Below are 19571 nucleotides of genomic sequence, written 5' to 3'. Positions count from 1 at the left end.
GGCCCTCAGCCGTAGACCGTGAGCCAGATCGAGCGGGCCAGCGCCTTCGCCATCGGCGGATCCGCCTCCGGACCCGTGGCCGCGCAGTGCAGCGAGATCGTGCGCTCCACCATGCTCGCCAGCAGTCGGGCCGTGTTCGCGCAGTCCATCTCCGCGCTGACGGTGCCCGCGCGCTGCTCCTGCTCCAGGCGCTGCTGCTCGGTCGCCACGAACGCGCCGAGCTTGCCGAGCCAGTACGCCGAGACCTCGTCGTCGTAGTACGAGACCTCCGCCAGCGCGCGGAGCACCCGCGGGTGGGCGCGGTAGACCCGCAGCATCGACGTCATGGCCTGCTCGACGCCCGCCTGGCCGTCCGAGTGGTCCGCCGCCCACCACTGCGCCGCCGCGTCGAACAGGCCCTGGAGCGCCTCTTCCGCCACCGCGATCAGCAGTCGGCTCTTGTCGGGGAAGTGCAGGTAGAACGTCGAGCGCGCGATCTGGGCCTGCTCGGCGATGCGCAGCACCGACAGTTCTGTGTACGACGTGCCCGCGCCCAGCTCGTTCTCCACCGCTTCGACGAGCCTGCGCACGATCTCCTCGCGCTTGGGCCGATTCCGGCTCGGTCTCGTCACGGACGGCATGAAGCGAATGGTACAGGTGCCGTATTGACTCATGGACAGTATGTCGACACGGTGTCTATGAACTCCCAGAGGAGGCTCGGATGAGATCGCGTCACAAAGCCGTGGCTGCACTGATCGCGGCCGTTGCCCTGAGTTTGAGCACCTGGACGTCCGCCCAGGCGGACCTCGTCCCCCCACCGACCGACATCACCGGCTCGGACACCACCTGGGTGCCCGGCCACCTTCCCCAACCCCTGCTCGACGACGTCGCGCACCCCGGCTCGGCCACCGAGTGGTGGTACGTCCACCTGATGGAGCCGGGCACCGCCCGCACGTTCATCGCGCTGTTCTTCACCGCGCCCCTGCCGGTGACGACGATGTTCTACTACCCCGACAACGGCCAGAAGCTGGTGCTGCCGGTGGTCGCGACGCCGACCATCGCGAGCACCACGACCCCGTCCGCGGTCAACAGCGCGGGCGGCATCACCTACGACCGCGCCCGCGGCGAGTACCACTTCGTCTTCCACGCCAACGGTTACGACATCGACGCGTGGCTCTCCCGGCCCACGCCCGGCGTCACCGGCGGCCCCATCCGCTACGACGGCGGCCAGGAGATGTACTGGACGTCGCCGGTCGCGACCAGCCACCCCACCGGCCACATCCGCACGCCGGACGGGCGGACCACGGACCTGGCGGGCTGGCGCGGGTACCACGACCACAACTGGGGCAGCTTCAACGTCCTGGACCAGCGCTACTCCGGCTGGGAGTGGGGCGTCTCGCACGAACCCGACGGCAGTGCGACGGTGCTGGGCGGTGTGGTGAAGGGCAACGGCGTCTGGCAGGGCGTCATCGCGCACGCCGACGACGACGGCGTCGTCGGGTGCATGGCCACGATGCGCCTCTACGACTGGCAGGTCGCCGGGACGTTCTCCTACCCGGCGTACGAGAACGCCTCGTGCCCCGACGGCGCGGCGCGGAGGTTCGTCCCCGGCGGCCTCGATCCGACGCCACTGCCCGGTTTGAACCACACGTTCCACGTGACCGAGCCGTTCGTCCTCGACGTCGGGTTGCTGGCGCTGCCCGAGTCCGTCGGCGAGACGGTGCCGGGGTCGATCGGGCTGATCGAGCACATCCGCACGCTCCCGCCGCGGCTCGGGGGGTGAGCGGTGAACCTCAGCAGGCGGACGTTGTTGCGCGGCACGGCGTTGACCGGTGCCGCGGTGGCGCTCGGCGGCACGGCGAACGCGGCGGCGGCCGGGCAGCGGGTGGCCGTGCTCGGCGGCGGCATGGCCGGGCTGGCCGCGGCCCACGAACTCGTCGAACGCGGCTTCGACGTCACGGTGTACGAAAGCACGGCGCTGGGTGGGAAGGCACGCAGCGTCGCCAAGCCCGGCACGGGCACGCTGGGCCGGGCCGACCTGCCCGGCGAGCACGGGTTCCGGTTCTTCCCCGGCTTCTACCACAACGTGCCGGACACCATGTCCCGGATTCCGTTGCCCGGCAACGGGAACTCGGTGAGCGACAACCTGGTCTCGCTCAACGGCGCGCTCGTCTCCCGCACCGGGCGGGCCGACATCGAGCTGGCGATCCCGACCAACCCGATCGCCCGCCCGCTGGACCCGGCTTCGCTGCGCGACAGCCTCATCGGCCTGGTCCAGCAGCTCGCCGCGCTGCCGGTCACGGAGGTCCTGCTGTTCGTCGACCGGCTGCTGGTGTTCATGACCAGCAGCGACGCCCGGCGGGCGGGCCAGTGGGAGAACGTGTCGTTCTGGGACTTCATGCGGGCGGAGAACCGTTCGACGGAGTACCAGGTCGCGCTGGTGCGCTTCATGACCCGCGGGCTGGTGGCGCTCAAGGAGAGGGTGGCGAACACCCGCACGGTCGGCTCGATGCTCGAAGCGTTCGTGTTCTCCTTCCTCGGTCGCGGCACCGACGGCCAGTCGCCCGCCAGGATGCTCAACGGGCCGACGTCGGAGACCTGGATCGACCCGTGGGCCGCCTACCTGACCGGGAAGGGCGTGCGGTTCCGGATCGGGCAGACCGTCCGCTCCCTCGGGCTCTCCGGCGGCCGGATCGCGTCGGCGACCGTCACCGACGCGAGTGGGTCCGCGAGCCAGGTCACGGCGGACTGGTTCATCTGCGCCGTCCCGGTCGAGCGGGCGCAGGGGCTGCTGTCGGCGGACGTCCTGGCACGGGCACCGGAACTGCGCGGCATCGGCAAGCTCCAGACCGACTGGATGAGCGGCGTGCAGTTCTACCTGCGCGAAACGCCGTCGATCCAGGCGGGCACGCAGTTGTTCCTCGACACGCCGTGGGAGATCACGTCCGTGCTCGACAGCACGTTGTGGGACCGAAACATCCCGGCGCAGTACGGCGACGGCGTCACCCGCGACATCCTGTCGCTCGACGTGTCTGATTGGGACACTCCCGGAATCCTGTACGGGAAGCCGGCCAGGGAGTGCACCATCGAGCAGGTCTACGCCGAGTGCTGGGCGCAGGTGCGGGCGTCGCTCAACGACACCGGGCGCGACCTCCTTCCCGACGGCATCCGGTACACGCAGTTCCTGGACCCCGCGATCCGGGAGACCGGCAGCGGCCTGGTCAACGACACGCCGCTGTTCATCAACACCGTCGGCAGCTACCGGAACCGCCCGGAGTCGGCCACGTCCATCCCCAACCTGTTCATGGCCGGTGACTACGTGCGGACCGACCTCAACCTGGCGACCATGGAGGGCGCGAACGAATCGGGGCGGCAGGCGGTGAACGCGCTGCTCGACGCGGCGAGCTCGACGTCGGGCAGGGTCCGGATCCGGACGCTCCACCAGCCGCCGGAACTGGTGCCCGCCAAGGCGGTCGACGCCGCGCGGTACGCGGTCGGCCTGCCCAACGTCCTCGACCTCCCCGGATGAGGGGATTCGTGGACACCGACGTCATCATCGTCGGCGCACGCCCGGCCGGGTCGGCGACAGCCATCGCGCTGACCCGCGCCGGGCGGCGCGTCGTCGTGCTCGACCGGGCGCGCTTCCCGTCCGACACGATCTCCACGCACCTGCTGTGGCCGGGCGGGGTCGCCGAACTGCGCCGGATCGGAGCGCTGGAGCGCGTCGAAGCCGTCGGCGCGCCCCGGCTCCCGATCGGGATGGCCACCAGCGACGGGGTGACCGTCCGCGGTCGTTACTCCACCGTGGACGGCGTCGACTTCGGCCTGTGCGTCCGCCGCGGCGGGTTGGACGCCGCTCTGGTGGCGACCGCGCGGGAGTCCGGCGCCGACGTGCGCGAAGGCAGCAAGGTCACCGGGCTGATCGTCGAGTCCGGGCGCGTCGTCGGCGTGCGGTACGCCGATCGCGACGGGACGTCGCAGGAGCTGCGGGCCCGGCTCGTCGTCGGCGCGGACGGTCGGCGCAGCACGGTGGCCAGGCTGCTGGGCGTGCAGGAGCCCTACCGGCGCAAGCCGAGCGGGCGCGCGTGCTTCTTCGGCTACTGGACGGAGTCGCGGCCGGACTGGCGCGACGTCGCGGTCCAGTGGCGCACCGACGCCGAGCTGGGGACGGCGTTCCCGTGCGACGGCGACCTGGTGCTGTGCCTGTTGCAGCCGCCGGAGTCCCGCGCGTCGGACTTCAAGGGCGACACGGTCGCGGAGTACCTGCGGACGATCAAGGCGATGCCCGGCTTGGCCGAACGGCTTCGCGGCGGTGAACTGGTCGGCGGGATCCGCTCGGCGACGGGCATCGAGTCGTACTTCCGGCGCTCGTCCGGCCCCGGCTGGGCCCTGCCGGGTGACGCCGGGCACTTCAAGGACCCCGTTACGGCGCAGGGGATCCGGGACGCGCTCCGCTATGGCAGGCTGCTCGGCGAGGCGGCGGCTCCGGTGCTGGACACGGGTGGTCTGGACGCGGCGCTGCTGGAGTGGGAGCGCGGGCGGGAGCGGGACTGCCTCGAGGTCTACCAGTGGACGAACGGCCTCGCGGCGGGCGAGCCGATGACGCCGCTGGAGTTGGAGCTGTTCCGCAAGGCCCGCGCCCGCGACGGCCTGACCACGCGCCTGCTGGACGTCTACAGCCGCACCCTCCGCCCCGGCGCGCTGGCGGGCCCGGTCCGCGGCCTCTCCCTCGCGGCAGGCGCGCTGGCCCGTGGGGCGGAGGGCCGTCAGGACGTGCTCAGGGCGTTCTCCCGGCAGGCCCGCACGATGGTGACCGAGGCGCTGGAACGCCGAGCGGTCCGCCGCCACCCGCTACCCCCGACACCGCCCGTGCGGGCTTCCTGCTGACCATCGCACCCTGTGTCAGGCGCTCAGGTTCGTGGCCGCGGGGTGGTCGACGTAGCCGACGGCGTCGCCGCCGAAGAAGTGCGCCGGGTTCGCCGGGGCCAGTGGGATGTCGTCGCGGAAGCGTTCGACGAGGTCGGGGTTGCTGATGTACGGACGGCCGAACGCCGCGAGGTCGATCAGGCCGCTGTCGATCAGGTCGGTCGCGCTCCGCCGCGTCAGCCCGCCAGCCAGGATGATCGCGGTGCCGTCCCCGCGCAGGTGCGGCAGGAGTGCCCGCAACCGGGCTCCGATCGAGTTGGCGTCGGCTCCGAAGCCGGACGTGTCGTGGACGTGGACGTAGGCGACGCGGCGGGCCGAGAGTTCGTCGGCCAGGGCCAGGTAGGTCTCCTCGGTCCGGTCGTCGGCGGGCATGCCGCCGACGGTGCTGAACGGTGACAGCCGGACCCCGACGCGGTCGGCGCCGACCCGTTCCACGACGGCGTCGACGACGTCGAGGGTGAACCGGATCCGGTTCGCGACGGTGTGCCCGCCGTACCGGTCGGTCCGGTCGTTGACCTGCGAGTTGAGGAACTGCTCGAACAGGTACTGGGTGGCGGCGTGCAGTTCGACGCCGTGGAAGCCCGCGTTGTCGGCGTTGGTGGCCGCGGTGGCGAAGTCGGAGACCACCCGCGGGACCTCGTCGGTGCGCAGGGCGCGAGGTGTCGACGCGTCCACCCGGCCGGGGGTTCCGTCGGGCAGGTAGGCGAAGGCCGAGTCGCCCGACGCCTTCGAGGTGGAGCTGACCGGCGGCTGCCCGTCCGCCTGGAGGGACACGTGCGACGCCCGGCCGACGTGCCAGAGCTGGGCGAAGACGCGGCCGTCGCGACCGCGCACGGCGTCGGTGACGCGCTGCCACCCGGCCACCTGGTCTTCGGTGTAGAGGCCCGGCGTGAACACGTAACCGGTGCCCTCACGGGAGATCGGCGACCCCTCGGTCACGATCAGGCCCGCACTCGCCCGCTGCTCGTAGTAGCGCGCCGTGAGGTCGTCGGGAACCTCCGCCAGCGCGCGGGCCCGTGTCATCGGGGCCATCACGACGCGGTTGGGGAGCTTCAGGCCGCGCAGGTCGAAGTCGTCGAAAAGGCTGTTGGTCACGGGAGAACCCCTCGCTCGTGGAGCACGCGGAACGTCAGTACCCGATACAGATGTATCAGATACAGATGTTCAGTTTCAAGCGCCGGGTCGTGGCCTCGAGCGGTGAACGGGGTGTTATCGCAGCGTGCTGACGCGGTCGATCAGGTCGACAACGGCGGCGTGGAAGCCGTCGGTGTCAGAGCCGGGGTACGTGAGGGCCGTGACGATCAGGCCCTGGACGGAGGCGGCGACGGCGAGGCCCGCGGCGCGTCCGCCGACGCACGGCGCCAGCAGGTCGGCGAGGCGCTCGTGGTACTCGTGGAACGTGGACCGCAGGGCGGCGTCGTGGGTCGCCGCGACGATCATCTCCTGCACGGCCGCCGCGGCGCTCCGGTGCCGCGTGAGCAGGGCGACCACGTAGTCGGCCATCAGCCTCGGCAGGTCGTTCGGGGTCCCTGCCGCCGCGGTCTCGGTGAGCTGGCCGTCGACGACCTCCAGCGCCCGCTCGAACATGGACCGGCGCAGGTCCTCGATCGAGCTGAAGTGGTAGCTCACCGAGGCCAGGGACGCCTTCGCGGTCGAGGCGACGGTCCGATGGGTCAGGCTGCCGGAACCGGACTCCGCGACGACGGCGATGGCGGCGTCCAGCAGCGCGGTGCGGCGAGCAGCGCCACGGGTGGTCAAAACGCGGCAACCGGTCACTGCTCCACCTCCGCACACGTGTACCGAGTACGAACGTACCGGATGCCCGGGCCGCACGAGGTCGCGGTGGCGGGGGTCGGCCCGCCACCGCGACGTGGTCAGCAGAAGATCGTGACGTTCGGTGTCTGGCCGGACAGCACCAGAGGCGAACCGGCGTAGCCCGCCTTCGTGAAGATCGCCACGCCGTAGCCGAAGTACTCCAGGTTGATGCCGAGGCAGTTGGTCACCGCGAAGTGGTCGGCCGCCGCTCTGGACGGGAAGTTCGCGGGGCGTTCGGCCACGTTGACGCCGTTGCTGTAGTAGATCGCCGGGCTCAGGTAGATGTTGTCGACCACCGCGGTGCACTCGCCGTGGATGTCGACGCGCACCGCGCCGCCCGCCTGGTACGGGTTGGTGACGTAGCCGCCGCAGTAGATGGTGTCCGGCAGCGCCGCCGTGGCCATCGACCTGTCGACCTTGGTCAGTACTGTTCCGAAGGTGGTCTTCAGCGGCTTCGCCGCCGCCGCTCCTGCTTGACCCACGGTGAGCGTGAGGCCCGCGACGCAGAACAACGTTGTCATCATGATTGCCGCGACCCTGCGAACATGGTGGCGCACTGGAGTTGTCCTTCCGGTAGGGGGAGTCAACCGCCCAACCGTGACCGGTGCGGCACCGCGCGGGCGTCGATCGTGGACACCTCCGGACACCGGGCGCGTTCGCGCAGGTCGGGAGCGGCCGAATCGGCGTGGTCACCGGACACCTCCGGACAGGCATCCAGTTGTCGTCCATTCCGGCTTGCGACGATCGCTCTCGCGGACGTGGCACGGGGAGGACGATCGATGGGTGCCGAGAGTGAACTCCTCGACCAGCTTTGCGGTGACCTGCGGCTGATGTGGCGGCAGGCGGGCGGGCCGAGCCTGCGGGCGCTGGCGGGTCGGGTGAGGCTGAGCAAGAGCCAGATCGGCGCGATCCTGACCGGCACCATCCGGCGACCGCCCGCGTGGGACACGGTCCGCGGACTGGTCGAGAGCTTCCGCGCCTACGCCGAGGAGTACGACGCCACCCTGTCGGTGCCCACCGGGGTGTCCGAGTTCTGGAAACCGCGCCACACCGTGCTGGAGTACGCGTTCAGCCACGCGCGGGCCGTGCCGGACCGGACACCGCGCCAGCTACCGCCCGCGGTGCGGCTCTGCGGTCGGGCGACCGAACTGCGGGAACTGGCCGTGCTGTCGAGCGTCCGCAGGCGGTCTGCCGTCGCGGTCGTGGTCCGAGGAGCCGCCGGGGTGGGCAAGACCGCGCTGGCCGTCGGCTGGGCGCACCGGATCCGGGACCGGTTCCCGGACGGGCAGCTCTTCGCCGACCTCCACGGGTCCACCCGCGCGAGACCGGCGGACCCGGCCGAGACGCTCCGCGGTTTCCTCGCCGACCTCGGGGCCAGGACCGTCCCGAACGGCCTGGCCGCCCTGTCGGCGTGCTACCGCAGCGCGCTGGCCGGCAGGCGGGTGCTGGTGGTGCTCGACGACGCGCGCGACACCGAGCAGGTGCTTCCGCTGCTGCCTGGCACCCCCGGCAGCGTGGCGGTGGTGACGAGCCGCGACCGGCTCAGCCGCCTGGTCGCCGCGGCCGACGCGCACACCCTGCTCCTCGGCCCACTGACCCGGACCGACGCGGCGGCGTTGCTCGCGACCCGGCTCGGCAGACCGGCCGTGTCGCCCGCGTTGGCGGAGATCATCAGCAGGTCCGGGGGACTGCCCGGCGCACTGGCCATGGCCGCGGAGACCTGGGCGGGGTAGCGCCGACGTCAGTCGTCCGAGTCGCCGTCGCCGTCGTCGATCCCGGCGGCGTACCCGTTGGCGCGGGCCCTCCTCGGTGTGCCGGCGTTCTCGCGCGGCTGCGGGACCTTCCGACCTGTTGCCGCGGTGTACGTCGCGCCGATCGCCGCGGCGAGCGGGAACAGACCCAGGTACCCCAGGAACAACGCGTAGATGCCACCGGTCCAGAGGTCGCGGTAGTCCCCGGCCACGCCCCAGGCGATCAGCCGGTAGCACAGGTAGTACGTGCCCGCGGTCACCGTCAGCGTCACCAGGGCGGCCACCAGGGCGACAGACCTGCTCATCCGCTCACCCCGTCCGTCGTGGCGATTCGCGGGTCAAGCGTGCCCCCGTGGTCCTCCGCGCAGCATCCGCCATTCAGGTCGGATGTCCACGGTGATCGACCTCGGCTGACGCCCCGCCCCCGCCGCCGTCGAGGAGCCGGGTGGTCAGGCGGTTCGCACCGCCGCCGGTTGGGCACCCTCGGCTTGCCGCTGCCCGCCCTCGACGCGGGCGAGCACCTTGTCGGAGATCCGGCGCAGCGTCCGCAGTTCGTCGGGCGTGAGGACGTCGATGAACACGTCGAGCACCTGGGCGGCGTGCCGCGGGGCTGTGCCCGCCAAGTGGGTGTAGCCGGCGTCGGTCAGGATCACCTGCGTGTACCGGCCGTTTCGCGGGTCGGGTTCGCGGCGGGCGAAGCCGCGTTTCTCCAGGCGGGTGACCATGTGCGACATGCGGGAGAGTTCCGCGCTCGCCAGTGCCGCCAGCTCGCTCATCCGGATGCGCCGCTCGGGCTGTTCGGACAGGTGCGCCAGCACGTTGTACTCGATGAAGCTGAGCTTCGAGTCCTGTTGGAGCTGGGACTCCAGCACGGCGGGCAGTGTGCCCGCGAGCTTCACGAACCCGCGCCACGCGGCCAGTTGATCACTGGTGAGCCAGCGCGGCTCGGGTGCGTCGGACTCCCCTGAAGCGGACATGCGAGCAGTGTAGCGGCGCCTTCGGGGATGACTTGAATTTTCATGTCAGCGTGGCTACGGTGATATTTGAAAGTTCAAGCATGGCGATCGGCGCGGCTCTCGCGCCGGTCGTGCGGTCACCGGGGGTGGGAGGTCTCGCGTGAAACTCTTCGGGCTCGAAGAGCACTTCGTCACCGACGACGTGGTCGACGCGTGGAAGCGGCACGACCCGCGGCTGGCCGCGCCGATGATGAAGTGGGCCGTGGCCAGCGACATCACGCCCGCGCTGCTGGACCTCGACGACCTGCGCATCGCTGCCATGGACGACGCCGGGATCGACACGGCCGTGCTGTCCCTCACGACGCCGGGTTTGCAGAACCTCGACGCCGCGCAGGCCGTGTCCCTGCAAGCGCCCACCAACGACGCCGTCGCCGCCGCCGTGCGCCGCCACCCCGAGCGGTTCCAGGGGTTCGCGGCACTGGCCACGTCGGCGCCGTCGGCCGCGGCGGACGAACTGCGGCGCGCGGTCACCGAGCTGGGGTTCAACGGGGCGCTGGTGAACGCGAACTCCGGCGGGAAATCGTTGGACGCGCCCGAGTTCTGGGACGTCTACGAGGCGGCGGAGGACCTGCGCGCACCCGTCTACCTGCACCCCAGCACCCCGTTCCCGACCGTCACCGACGCCTACTACCGCGGTTTCGGCGATCCGGTGGACAGCATGCTGGCCACCGGGGCGTTCGGGTGGCACTACGACGCCGGGCTCACCGTCCTCCGGATGATCGTCTCCGGCGTCTTCGACCGGTTCCCCGACCTGACGGTCGTCCTGGGGCACTGGGGCGAGGTCGTGCTCTTCTACCTCGACCGCGTCGCCGCGCTGGACGGCATCGCCGGGTTGCGGCGCCCGGTCGCGGAGTACTTCCGCTCCAACCTCTTCATCACCCCCGGCGGCATCTCCAGCCACAGGTACCTGCGGTGGACGCTGGAGGTGGTGGGGGCCGAGCGGGTCATGTACGCCTCCGACTACCCGTTCAACAGGGAGCGCGCCGGATCCGCGCGGCGCTTCCTGGACACCGCGCCGATCAGCGAGGCCGACCGCGAGCGCATCGCCTTCCGGAACTGGGAAAGGCTCGTCGCGGGCATCCGGCGCTGACCGAGAACACCATCCGATCCACAAAGGAGTGAACGCACGTGATCAAGTCCGAGAGCCGTCTCCAGGTCGTGTTCGCCGATCTGCGCCGCGCCGTCGACGACGTCATCCTCAAGCACCAGGTCACCGAGGACGAGTACCTCGGGGTATTCGAGTGGTTGCAGCGGGTCGCCGACGCCGGTCAACTGCCGTACGCGAGCATCCTGTTCTTCAAGACCGTCCTCAAAGGAACGGCGGGCGTCCCGTACGCCCACCCGGAGAAGGACGGCGCGAGCTACTGGGAGCTGGAGGGTCCCGCCCGAACCCCCGGATCGCCTGTCCTGCCCAGTCCCGCGGTGCTGCCCATGCGCCCGGACGAGCCCGGTGAGCCCCTCGTCGTGTCCGGGACCGTGCGCACCACCGCGGGCGACCCGCTGCCCGGCGCGGTCCTCGACATCTGGCAGATGGACGCGAACAACGTCTACTCCGGTGTGGACGCCGATGCCTTCGCGCCGCTGGACATCCCCAACGACTCCACCGGCATCCCCACCCACAACCTCCGGGCGAAGGTGGTCACGGACGCCGACGGGTTCTACGAGTTCCGCACGGTGATGCCCGGCACCGAGACCTTCGGCCTGGCCCCGAACAGCCCGCTGGCCGACCTGGTCGACGCCCTGCACCTGCACGGCATGCGCCCGCTGCACATCCACGCGATCATCTCCGCCGACGGGTGCCTGCCGCTGACCACCCAGATCTACTTCGACGGCGACCCGCTCGTCACGAGCACCATCGAGGGCACCATCCCCGCACTGGCGGTCAAGTCGACCACCCGGCACGAGGACGGTCGTGGGCACGGGCTCGACGGGCCCTACCGCGCCCTCGCCTACGACTTCGTCCTGCGCACGGCGGCCGACGAGGCGCACGCACGGTGAAGACTCGTGGTGGCAGTCACCTTATTGTTTACCGATCGTTCAGTAAACATGGCTGCCGCGGACCTTCCGAGCAGCGAGGAGCACGGTCATGAGCAGCGGCGCGGACATCAACTTCTACTTCGACCCGATCTGTCCCTTCGCGTGGATGACGAGCAAGTGGATCCGGCTCGTCCAGGCGCAGCGGGACTACGCCGTCGACTGGCGGTTCATCTCACTGCGCCTGATCAACGCCCACCTCGACTACGACAGCCACTTCCCCCCGGAGTACGAGGCGCAGCACACGGCGGGTCTGCGGCTGTTGCGGGTGGCGTCGGCGGTGCGGGAGGAGCACGGCCGTGAGGCGGTCGGTCCGCTCTACGCCGCCTTCGGCGCGCGGATCCTCGAGACCGGACCCGACGAGGGGCGGGTCCCCGGCTGGCAGGGCACCCCCGAACTAGCCGCCGCCGCGCTCGCCGAGGCGGGCCTGCCGACGTCGCTCGCCGACGCCCTCGACGACACGTCCCGTGACGCCGGCATCCAGGCCGAGTCGGACGAGGCGCTGTCGTTGACGGGCAAGGACGTCGGCACGCCGATCGTGCACTTCCAGCCGCCGGAGGGCGTCGCCTTCTTCGGGCCGGTGATCAGCAGGCTGCCCGACGAGGAGCAGGCCGCGGAGCTGTGGGACCACGTCATCGGCCTCGCGCGGTTCCCCGGTTTCGCCGAGCTCAAGCGGAGCCTGCGCGAACGTCCGCAGCTCCCGTCGTTCGGCGTCACGACGCGGGAGACGGGCGAGGTCGAGGACTGGCACGCCGGGAGCCGCAGGCTGAAGAGGTAGCCCGAACCAATTTGACCGAAGGTTCGGTAACATCGGGGGATGGCGCGACCACCTTCCATCGACGAAGCCGACCTGCTGGACCTGCTGGTGTCGGTGTTCCGGGAGAAGGGGTTCGACGGGACCGCGATCGGCGACCTCTCGGCCGCCTCCGGGCTCCAGCGCGCGAGCCTCTACCACCGGTTCCCCGACGGCAAGGAAGCGATGGCGGCCGCGGTGCTGGCGAAGGTCGGGGAGCGGTTCCTGTGGATCCTGGAGCCGATGCGCTCCGACGAGGACCTCGTCAGGGGGATGGGCGAGACCGCGCGCAGGCTCGGTGACTTCTACGGTGCCGGCGCGTTGTCCTGCGTGCTGGACACCATGACGTTGGCCGGGACGCCGGAGAAGGTCCGGGACCACGCGCGGTCGCTGGCGAAGACGTGGATCGACGTGATGGCCGAGGCGTCCCACCGCGCGGGGCGTCCGCGCGACGAGGCGATGCGTGCCGCGAAGGACGCGTTCCTCCGCATCGAGGGGTCCCTGGTGCTGGCCCGCGTGCTGGGGGAGGCGGACGTCTTCGCCGAGACCGTGGCGCTCATGCCGAGCATCCTGATGCCGGGGTCGGGGGAGAGCTAGCCCCCGACCCCGGCGGGTGTCGTGAGCGGTGCCACCTTGATATTTACCGATCGTTCGGTAAAGTTGGCCTCGTTGGGTTTCCGAGCGCGAGGAGAACGTTCATGAGTGACAAGACCGCGGTCGTGGTGCTGTCCGACCCGTCCACCGGGACCGACGAGGCCGTCGGCCGGGTGTTCAACGCCCTGGCCACCGCGTGGGAGTTCGCGCAGGGCGGTGAGGCCTTGGTGGTCTTCCAGGGCGCGGGCACCCGGTGGCCCGCAGTGCTGGCGGACCCGGCCCACCCCGCGCACGAGCTGTACACCGCCGTGAGGAAGCAGGTCGCCACGGTGGCCTCCGGCGGCTGCGCGACCGTCTTCGGCGCGACCGAGGGCCTGCGGAGCGAGGACGTCACCCAGGTGAGCCAGAACCTGGCCCCCGGCACCACCGGTGTCGGGAGCATCAGGGAACTGGTGCGGTCCGGCTACCACGTCCTGACCTTCTGACGTCGTGGCCGACCTCACCGACCGGCTCGCCTTCCACCCCGGCGAGCTGGCAGCGCAACGGGTGGCCGGTACCTCGGCGTTGGCGGCGAGGGTCCGGCCGATCATCTCCGACACCATCCCCCGCGGGGCGACGGACTTCGTGGCACGCCAACGCCTGCTGGTCCTGGGCGCCCAGGACCGCGGTGGACGGCCGTGGGCCACGGCCCTGGTCGGTCCGGAGGGGTTCCTCTCCGTCGTCGACGAGCACACCCTGCGGGCGGGCGCCCAGGTGGTGGGCACGGACCCGTTGGCCGAGGTGCTGCGGGACGAGGTGGACGTCGGGACCTTGGTCATCGACCTGGTGGCGCGCAAGAGGTTGCGCGTCAACGGTCGGTGGCGGCCGGTGGCCGGGGGCGGTGAGGTGGACGTGCACCAGGCGTTCGGCAACTGCCCCAAGTACATCCAGGCCCGAGTCATGGGGGAGGGGCCCACGGACCCCCACCCGGTGGTGCGAAGGGGTGCGGAGTTGGACACGGCCCAGTCGGTCCTCGTGTCGACCGCGGACACGTTCTTCATCGGGACGGCGGCGGCGGGAGGCGTGGACGTGTCGCACCGCGGCGGCAACCCCGGTTTCGTCGAGGTCCTCTCGTCAACGGAGTTGCGCTGGCCGGACTACGTGGGCAACGCGATGATGATGACCGCGGGCAACATCGACCTGAACCCCTTGGCGGGCCTGCTGTTCCCGGACTGGGAATCCGGGGCGACCTTGCAGGTGACCGGAACCGCGCGGGTCCGCCGGTCCGCCGCGGGCTCCTCTCGCGGACCGGGGAACGGGCAGGAGACGGTGTTCACGATCGAGGAGTCGGTCTGGGCGGAAGGCGCCTTCCCCGCCGGGTGGTCGGAACCGGTGTACTCGCGCTTCAACTGAACACCGATGGCCGGGCGGGCTGTCAGCTCAGCGGCCCGCCCGACCCAACAGGGCTCTGAACTCGAAGAACACGTCGATCACCACCGCCGTTCCGTCCGGGTGAGACGCTTGACACGGCGGAGTTGGTCTGACCAAACTGGTCAGACCACCAGATGACCCGCCCTCTCGATCGGGTGGATCTCGGCTCCCCAGCGCGACGACGTGAGGATGATGTGACGTGCGTGCTCTCATCGCTACCGGAATCACCGTGGGACTGCTGGCCGGGTCGTGGACCTGGGTCAGCGGGCAGGTCGGCCTGCCCACGTGGGTGGCCGTCGTGTCGTGGGCCGCGTTCTTCGCGGCGGGCGGCAAGATGACCGGAGTGGTCAAGACGGCCGCCGCGGGGCTGTCCGGCGTCGTGTGGGGCTGGCTGGCCGTCCTCGGCGCGGGCGCGTTGGGAGGGTGGGTCGGCGCGCTGCCGGTCACGGTCGCCGTCGTCGCCTTCGCGATGTGCGCGCAAGCGGGGTGGCAGCCGCTGTCGTTCATCCCGGCGGCGTTCCTCGGGGCGGCGTCGCTCTTCGGCAACGACGTGAACGTGGCTTCCACGGCCATCGCGTTCGTGATCGGGATCGTGCTCGGGGTCGTGTCCGAGTGGTCGGCGGGGGAGATCGCCCGCCGTGGAGCAGGCCGGTCCTCCGCTCAAGCCTGATTTCGCTGTGCCCAGATTGGTCTGACCACCTGACCTATGAGGAGACGTTGATGGGTTCACCGTTCATCCAGCGCCACGAGCTCTGGAGCGCCGAGCAGCAGGAAGAGGCCGACCGCGTCGCGGCCAGGGTGGAGGAACTCGGCCTGCGCCAGGTCAGGGTCAGTTGGGGTGACCAGCACGGCATCCTGCGCGGCAAGACGCTCGAAACCGGCCACTTCCTGTCGGTGCTGCGCAACGGCAAGGACTTCCAGACCGCGACGCTGATCTTCGACACGACGAACAACCCCGCGGTGCCCCCGTTCGCGGCCGACGGCTTCGGCGACCCCCGGCTCACCGGGCTGCCGGACGGCGTCCTGGTGCCGGACCCGTCGACGTTCCGCGTCCTGCCGTGGCTGGACAAGACCGGGTGGGTGCTCTGCAACCTGCACTACCGCTCCGGCGAGGTCGTCCCGTTCGACACGCGCGGCGTGCTGCAAGCCCAGCTCGCCAAGCTCGCGGGGGACGGGTGGGACTACGTCGCCGGGATCGAACTGGAGTTCTACATCACCCGCCTCGACGACCCGCGCCTCCAGTTCGAGTCGTGCGGCTACCCACCGGACCCGCCCTCGGTCAGCGCCGTCTCCCACGGCTTCCAGTACCTGACCGAGAACCGCGGCGACGAGATCACCGGGATCCTGGACGTGCTGCGGGACAACGTCGTCGCGCTGGGCCTGCCGCTGGCCACCGTCGAGGACGAGTGGGGGCCGGGGCAGACCGAGTTCACCTTCGACCCGATGCCCGGCCTGCGCGCGGCCGACTCGGCGATCCTGCTGCGCGGCGCGATCAAGCAACTGTGCAGGCGCAACGGCTACCACGCCACGTTCATGTCGCGGCCCGCCTTCCCCAACGCCTTCTCCAGCGGCTGGCACCTGCACCAGTCGCTGAGCAGCCCGGAGGTGGACAACGCGTTCGCGGGCACCGGCGATGACCTGCTGTCCGACACGGGCAGGCACTGGATGGCGGGTCTGCTGGAGCACGCCAGGGCCAGTTCCGTACTCACCACCCCGACCGTGAACGGGTACAAGCGCTACCGGCCAGACTCGTTCGCACCCGACCGCGTCGCGTGGGCGGAGGAGAACCGCGGCGCACTCGTGCGCGTCGCGGGCAGTCGGGGCGACACCAACACCCACCTGGAGAACAGGGTCGGCGAACCCGCCGCGAACCCGTACCTGTACCTCGCCTCGCAGATCATCAGCGGCCGCGACGGCCTGCGCGACAAGCTCGACCCCGGCCCGTCGGCCGACGAGCCGTACCAGACCGAGGCCCGGTCGCTGCCCGCGAGCCTGCAAGAAGCCGTCGAGCTGTTCGCCGCCAGCAGCGTGCTGCGCGCCGAACTCGGCGACCCCTTCGTCGACTACCTCTCGACGATCAAGCGCCACGAGGTCTCCCGGTTCAACGCCGCGGTGACCGACTGGGAGCAGCGCGAGTACTTCGAGGTCTACTGACGTGGTCAACGATGAGGGCGCGGGGCGGCCGGGACTGCGGGTCCTGGCCGCCTCCCGCCTCCCCGACCCGGACCCTCGCTCGACCACCACGGTGGCCGCCGCGCAGCTCGGCGGCCCGTGGCTCGACGTCGGAGCACGCATGGAGCGCCTCACCGAAGCGGTCCACCTGGCCGCCGCGGAAGGGGTGCGGGTGCTCGCGTTCCCGGAGACGTACCTGTCCGGCTACCCGTTCTGGCTCACCCGCACCCACGGCGCCAACTTCGACGACGACTCGCAGAAGGACTGCTACGCGTACTACCTCGACTCCGCCGTGGAGGTCGACGGCCCGGAGCGGCGCGAGCTCGAAGGACTGGCGGGCGACCTCGGGGTGACGCTGCTCGTCGGGATCACCGAACGGGGGCGCGGTCCGGCGAGCGGCTCGGTGTACTGCGCCCTGCTCACCATCAGCCCACGAGAAGGCCTCGTCGGGCACCACCGCAAGCTCGTCCCCACCTACGACGAGCGCCTGGTGTGGGCGCAGGGCGACGGCGCGGGCCTGCGCACGCACGTGGTCGGCCCGGCGCGGGTCGGCGGCCTGAACTGCTGGGAGAACTGGATGCCCCAGGCGAGGCACGCCCTCTACGCGGACGGTGAGCAGGTCCACTTCGGGACCTGGCCGGGCGCGAGCGGCGTGAGCCGCGACATCACCCGCTTCACCGCGATGGAGGGCAGGGTGTTCGCCGTCTCGGCGGCGGGGATCCTCACGATCGACGACGTCCCGAGCGACTTCCCGCTGCTCGACGAACTGCGGGACAACTCGTCGGAGATGCCGTTCGACGGCGGTTCGGGCATCGCGGCACCCGACGGGACGTGGGTGGTGGAGCCCGTCGTCGGCGAGGAGGGGCTGGTCGTGGCGGACCTGGACCTGCGGGCCGTCGGGCGGGAACGGCTGACGTTCGACCCGACGGGCCACTACAGCAGGCCGGACGTCTTCTCCGTCGCGGTGGACCGCACCCGCCGCGAAGCGGTGTCGTTCCTCGACGAGGGAGGTACCCGTGGCTGACCACCGCGAGGTCGTGCTCGTCCTGCGGCACCAGGTCGACGCGGGCCCCGGCAACCTCGGGGCCTGGCTGACCGCGAACGGTCTCCCGTGGGAGGTCGTCGACGTGTCGACCGGGGTCCTGCCGACCCCGAGGCGGCACCGCGCCCTCGTCGTGCTGGGCAGCCGCGAAGCCGCCTACGACGACGGCGTCCCGTGGCTGGCGGCGGAACGGGAGTTCGTGCGGGCGTCGATCGCGCTGGGCACCCCGGTGCTCGGGATCTGCTTCGGCGCGCAGTTGCTGGCGCGGCTGCTCGGCGGTGACGTCCGCAGGGCCGCCACGGTCGAACGCGGGTGGATACCGGTCCAGGCGTCCGGCGGGGAGTACGCGGACGTCCTCGGCGGGACCTGGTTCGAGTGGCACGGCGACGAGATCACCGCCCCCGCGACGGCGACGGTCCTGGCGGGCGGAACGTGCGTCCAGGCGTTCCGCGAGGGGCCGCACCTCGGGGTGCAGTTCCACCCCGAGGTCACGTCGGACCAGCTCGTGCGGTGGATGGACAGCGACCGGCGGCTGCGGCTGCTCGAGGAGGTGGGCGGCGAGCGCGCCACGCTGCTCGCGGACACGGCCGCGCACCTGCCCGACGCCGCGGAGGCGGCGGGTCGCCTGTACGCGCGCTTCTTCGGCACCGGCTGACGGAACCCCGGTGGCGCCCTCCCGCTCAGGCGGCGGACGCCACCGGGCACCACGGCGGGCGAGTATGATCAGACCACCAGATCACCTGGTGATCGAGGAGGTCGTTCCGCCGCCGTGGGGGTGTCATGAGCGAGGAGACGCGTGGCAGCGCGCCCATCCGTCCCGTCGACCGCCGACCGCTCTACGAGCAGGTCGCCGACCGGTTGCGGGAGTTCATCGACGTCAACCGGTTGCAGCCCGGCGACCGGTTGATGACGGAGCGGGAACTCGCGCGCAAGCTCTCGGTCGGCCGGTCCTCGATCCGTGAGGCGATCACCTCGCTGCGGGCGCGGGGCGAGGTCGAGGTGCGCCACGGCGACGGCATCTACCTCGTGCGGCGCCCCGAGGACGTCATCCGGCTGCTGGCCGCCGAACTCGTCGAGACCCACCTCGACCACCCCGCGATCTGGGAGACCCGCCAAGCGCTCGAAACCCAGTGCGCGCGGCTCGCGGCGCTCCACGCCACCACCGAGGACCTGGCGGAGCTGGACGCCGCGCTCGACGAGATGGCGAAGGAGATCGAGTCCGGCGAGCCCGGCCTGGTGGGCGACCGGCGCTTCCACCTGGGCGTCGCGAAGGCCTCGCACAACCCGATCCTGATCAGTCTGCTGGAGAGCATGCGGCAGGCCCTCGACCGGACGTCCGCGACGTCGCTGACGCGCACGGGGCAGCCCGGCGCGTCCCTGGAGGACCACCGCAGGATCAACGACGAGATCCGGGCGGGCGACGCCGCGGCGGCCGCCGACGCGATGCTCACGCACCTCGTGAGCACGACCGACTCGCTGGTCCTGGAGGGCCAGGTCAAGGAGCCGCGACCCACCCGCTGACGCCGGTCGGTACAGGTGTCACACCACCGGGGTGGCAGGAAGGGCCCGTCGTCACGGACTCCTCGGTCCGCGGCACGTCGGGCCCGGTCGCTCAGGGCCGCGAGGCCTGACCGTTCCGGTCCAGCGATGACCGCATGCCCGCGCACAAGCGGTGCAGCAGCGTCAAGTCCTCTTCGGACAGACCCACCTCGCACACCATCCGCTCGGGGACGTCCGCCGCGGCGCGCTGGAGGTCGCGACCGGCGTCGGTGAGCGCGACCACGAGCCTGCGCTCGTCGGAGGCGTCCCGCTCGCGGGTGAGCACGCCCTTGTCCTGGAGGCGCTTCAGCAGCGGCGTCAGCGTCGGCGAGTCCAGCCGGGTGCTACGGCCCAACTCCACGACGCTCACGCCGTCGGCCTCCCACAGCGACAGCATCACCACGTACTGCGGGTAGGTGAGGCCGAGCGGCTCCAGCATCGGCCGGTACGCGCGCTGGATCGCCTGCACGGTCGTGTACAGGTCGAAGCAGGGCTGGTCG

General features: G+C 71.2%; 22 protein-coding genes. 15 read left to right on the top strand and 7 right to left on the bottom strand.

Translation table 11 applies throughout. From position 1 onward, the window contains the following. Positions 1–5 precede the first annotated feature (5 nt). On the bottom strand, positions 6–620 hold the full coding sequence (locus tag NZH93_RS08890) for a TetR/AcrR family transcriptional regulator (RefSeq protein ID WP_259622484.1): 615 nt from the start codon (positions 618–620) through the stop codon (positions 6–8). 80 nt (positions 621–700) lie between these two features. On the opposite strand from NZH93_RS08890, the gene NZH93_RS08885 reads away from it, so the two are divergent. The 3 genes from NZH93_RS08885 to NZH93_RS08875 are packed head-to-tail and all read left to right on the top strand — an operon-like array spanning position 701 to position 4866. Next, positions 701–1762, top strand: a complete 1062-nt coding sequence (locus tag NZH93_RS08885) for a hypothetical protein (protein WP_259622483.1) — start codon at positions 701–703, stop codon at positions 1760–1762. Between the two features lie 3 nt (positions 1763–1765). Next, positions 1766–3508 (top strand): hydroxysqualene dehydroxylase, encoded by a 1743-nt coding sequence (locus NZH93_RS08880; protein WP_259622482.1) that lies wholly within the window; start codon positions 1766–1768, stop codon positions 3506–3508. Positions 3509–3516: 8 nt separating this feature from the next. Continuing rightward, positions 3517–4866, top strand: a complete 1350-nt coding sequence (locus NZH93_RS08875) for an NAD(P)/FAD-dependent oxidoreductase (protein ID WP_259622481.1) — start codon at positions 3517–3519, stop codon at positions 4864–4866. Positions 4867–4881: 15 nt separating this feature from the next. Here NZH93_RS08875 and NZH93_RS08870 read toward each other — a convergent pair whose 3' ends face one another. The 3 genes from NZH93_RS08870 to NZH93_RS08860 form a co-directional block, all read right to left on the bottom strand. Beyond that, positions 4882–6000, bottom strand: a complete 1119-nt coding sequence (locus tag NZH93_RS08870; RefSeq protein ID WP_259622480.1) for an alkene reductase — start codon at positions 5998–6000, stop codon at positions 4882–4884. 114 nt (positions 6001–6114) lie between these two features. Beyond that, complete coding sequence (locus tag NZH93_RS08865; RefSeq protein ID WP_259622479.1) at positions 6115–6681, bottom strand: TetR/AcrR family transcriptional regulator; 567 nt, start codon at positions 6679–6681, stop codon at positions 6115–6117. Between the two features lie 98 nt (positions 6682–6779). Next, positions 6780–7244: a hypothetical protein gene (locus tag NZH93_RS08860; protein ID WP_259622478.1), complete on the bottom strand. Its 465-nt coding sequence runs from the start codon at positions 7242–7244 to the stop codon at positions 6780–6782. Positions 7245–7499: 255 nt separating this feature from the next. Here NZH93_RS08860 and NZH93_RS08855 point away from each other — a divergent pair, with 255 nt between their 5' ends. Continuing rightward, positions 7500–8453 (top strand): hypothetical protein, encoded by a 954-nt coding sequence (locus tag NZH93_RS08855; RefSeq protein ID WP_259622477.1) that lies wholly within the window; start codon positions 7500–7502, stop codon positions 8451–8453. Between the two features lie 8 nt (positions 8454–8461). Here NZH93_RS08855 and NZH93_RS08850 read toward each other — a convergent pair whose 3' ends face one another. Continuing rightward, the gene (locus tag NZH93_RS08850; RefSeq protein WP_259622476.1) at positions 8462–8776 is read right to left on the bottom strand and encodes a hypothetical protein; all 315 of its coding nucleotides are present in this window, start codon (positions 8774–8776) and stop codon (positions 8462–8464) included. Between the two features lie 144 nt (positions 8777–8920). After that, positions 8921–9448, bottom strand: coding sequence for a MarR family winged helix-turn-helix transcriptional regulator (locus NZH93_RS08845; RefSeq protein ID WP_259622475.1), 528 nt, complete (start codon positions 9446–9448; stop codon positions 8921–8923). A gap of 139 nt (positions 9449–9587) precedes the next feature. On the opposite strand from NZH93_RS08845, the gene NZH93_RS08840 reads away from it, so the two are divergent. The 11 genes from NZH93_RS08840 (at position 9588) to NZH93_RS08790 (ending at position 19053) form a co-directional block, all read left to right on the top strand. Then, positions 9588–10577: an amidohydrolase family protein gene (locus NZH93_RS08840; protein WP_259622474.1), complete on the top strand. Its 990-nt coding sequence runs from the start codon at positions 9588–9590 to the stop codon at positions 10575–10577. Between the two features lie 38 nt (positions 10578–10615). Next, positions 10616–11485: a dioxygenase family protein gene (locus NZH93_RS08835; RefSeq protein WP_259622473.1), complete on the top strand. Its 870-nt coding sequence runs from the start codon at positions 10616–10618 to the stop codon at positions 11483–11485. Positions 11486–11573: 88 nt separating this feature from the next. Continuing rightward, positions 11574–12299 carry a mycothiol-dependent nitroreductase Rv2466c family protein gene (locus NZH93_RS08830; RefSeq protein WP_259622472.1) on the top strand — a complete coding sequence of 242 codons (726 nt, stop codon included), beginning with the start codon at positions 11574–11576 and terminating at the stop codon, positions 12297–12299. A gap of 39 nt (positions 12300–12338) precedes the next feature. Continuing rightward, positions 12339–12911, top strand: coding sequence for a TetR/AcrR family transcriptional regulator (locus tag NZH93_RS08825; protein ID WP_259622471.1), 573 nt, complete (start codon positions 12339–12341; stop codon positions 12909–12911). A gap of 101 nt (positions 12912–13012) precedes the next feature. Continuing rightward, positions 13013–13393: a DsrE family protein gene (locus tag NZH93_RS08820; RefSeq protein WP_259622470.1), complete on the top strand. Its 381-nt coding sequence runs from the start codon at positions 13013–13015 to the stop codon at positions 13391–13393. Between the two features lie 4 nt (positions 13394–13397). Then, on the top strand, positions 13398–14300 hold the full coding sequence (locus NZH93_RS50570) for a pyridoxamine 5'-phosphate oxidase family protein (RefSeq protein WP_259622469.1): 903 nt from the start codon (positions 13398–13400) through the stop codon (positions 14298–14300). A gap of 217 nt (positions 14301–14517) precedes the next feature. Next, on the top strand, positions 14518–14988 hold the full coding sequence (locus NZH93_RS08810; protein WP_259622468.1) for a DUF1097 domain-containing protein: 471 nt from the start codon (positions 14518–14520) through the stop codon (positions 14986–14988). A gap of 50 nt (positions 14989–15038) precedes the next feature. After that, positions 15039–16472, top strand: a complete 1434-nt coding sequence (locus tag NZH93_RS08805) for a glutamine synthetase family protein (protein ID WP_259622467.1) — start codon at positions 15039–15041, stop codon at positions 16470–16472. A 1-nt stretch (position 16473) separates the two neighbouring features. Further along, positions 16474–17514 (top strand): carbon-nitrogen hydrolase family protein, encoded by a 1041-nt coding sequence (locus tag NZH93_RS08800; RefSeq protein ID WP_259622466.1) that lies wholly within the window; start codon positions 16474–16476, stop codon positions 17512–17514. Next, positions 17507–18187, top strand: coding sequence for a type 1 glutamine amidotransferase (locus NZH93_RS08795; RefSeq protein WP_259622465.1), 681 nt, complete (start codon positions 17507–17509; stop codon positions 18185–18187). Before NZH93_RS08800 ends, NZH93_RS08795 begins: the two co-directional genes overlap by 8 nt. 125 nt (positions 18188–18312) lie before the next feature. Beyond that, on the top strand, positions 18313–19053 hold the full coding sequence (locus tag NZH93_RS08790) for a FadR/GntR family transcriptional regulator (RefSeq protein WP_259622464.1): 741 nt from the start codon (positions 18313–18315) through the stop codon (positions 19051–19053). Positions 19054–19144: 91 nt separating this feature from the next. Here NZH93_RS08790 and NZH93_RS08785 read toward each other — a convergent pair whose 3' ends face one another. Then, positions 19145–19540, bottom strand: coding sequence for a MarR family winged helix-turn-helix transcriptional regulator (locus tag NZH93_RS08785; protein ID WP_259622463.1), 396 nt, complete (start codon positions 19538–19540; stop codon positions 19145–19147). Positions 19541–19571 lie beyond the last annotated feature (31 nt).

Source organism: Umezawaea endophytica (assembly GCF_025061645.1).
Lineage (GTDB): Bacteria > Actinomycetota > Actinomycetes > Mycobacteriales > Pseudonocardiaceae > Umezawaea > Umezawaea endophytica.
This window is presented reverse-complemented; position numbering and strand designations above follow the sequence as displayed.

Bases quoted from the DNA above. Each gene is read 5' to 3' on its own strand.
- NZH93_RS08855 (WP_259622477.1), top strand. From the start codon at position 7,500: ATGGGTGCCGAGAGTGAACTCCTCGACCAGCTTTGCGGTGACCTGCGG.
- NZH93_RS08825 (WP_259622471.1), top strand. From the start codon at position 12,339: ATGGCGCGACCACCTTCCATCGACGAAGCCGACCTGCTGGACCTGCTG.
- NZH93_RS08820 (WP_259622470.1), top strand. From the start codon at position 13,013: ATGAGTGACAAGACCGCGGTCGTGGTGCTGTCCGACCCGTCCACCGGG.
- NZH93_RS08890 (WP_259622484.1), bottom strand. From the start codon at position 620: ATGCCGTCCGTGACGAGACCGAGCCGGAATCGGCCCAAGCGCGAGGAG.
- NZH93_RS08860 (WP_259622478.1), bottom strand. From the start codon at position 7,244: ATGATGACAACGTTGTTCTGCGTCGCGGGCCTCACGCTCACCGTGGGT.
- NZH93_RS08830 (WP_259622472.1), top strand. From the start codon at position 11,574: ATGAGCAGCGGCGCGGACATCAACTTCTACTTCGACCCGATCTGTCCC.
- NZH93_RS08790 (WP_259622464.1), top strand. From the start codon at position 18,313: ATGAGCGAGGAGACGCGTGGCAGCGCGCCCATCCGTCCCGTCGACCGC.
- NZH93_RS08805 (WP_259622467.1), top strand. From the start codon at position 15,039: ATGGGTTCACCGTTCATCCAGCGCCACGAGCTCTGGAGCGCCGAGCAG.
- NZH93_RS08885 (WP_259622483.1), top strand. From the start codon at position 701: ATGAGATCGCGTCACAAAGCCGTGGCTGCACTGATCGCGGCCGTTGCC.
- NZH93_RS08845 (WP_259622475.1), bottom strand. From the start codon at position 9,448: ATGTCCGCTTCAGGGGAGTCCGACGCACCCGAGCCGCGCTGGCTCACC.
- NZH93_RS08850 (WP_259622476.1), bottom strand. From the start codon at position 8,776: ATGAGCAGGTCTGTCGCCCTGGTGGCCGCCCTGGTGACGCTGACGGTG.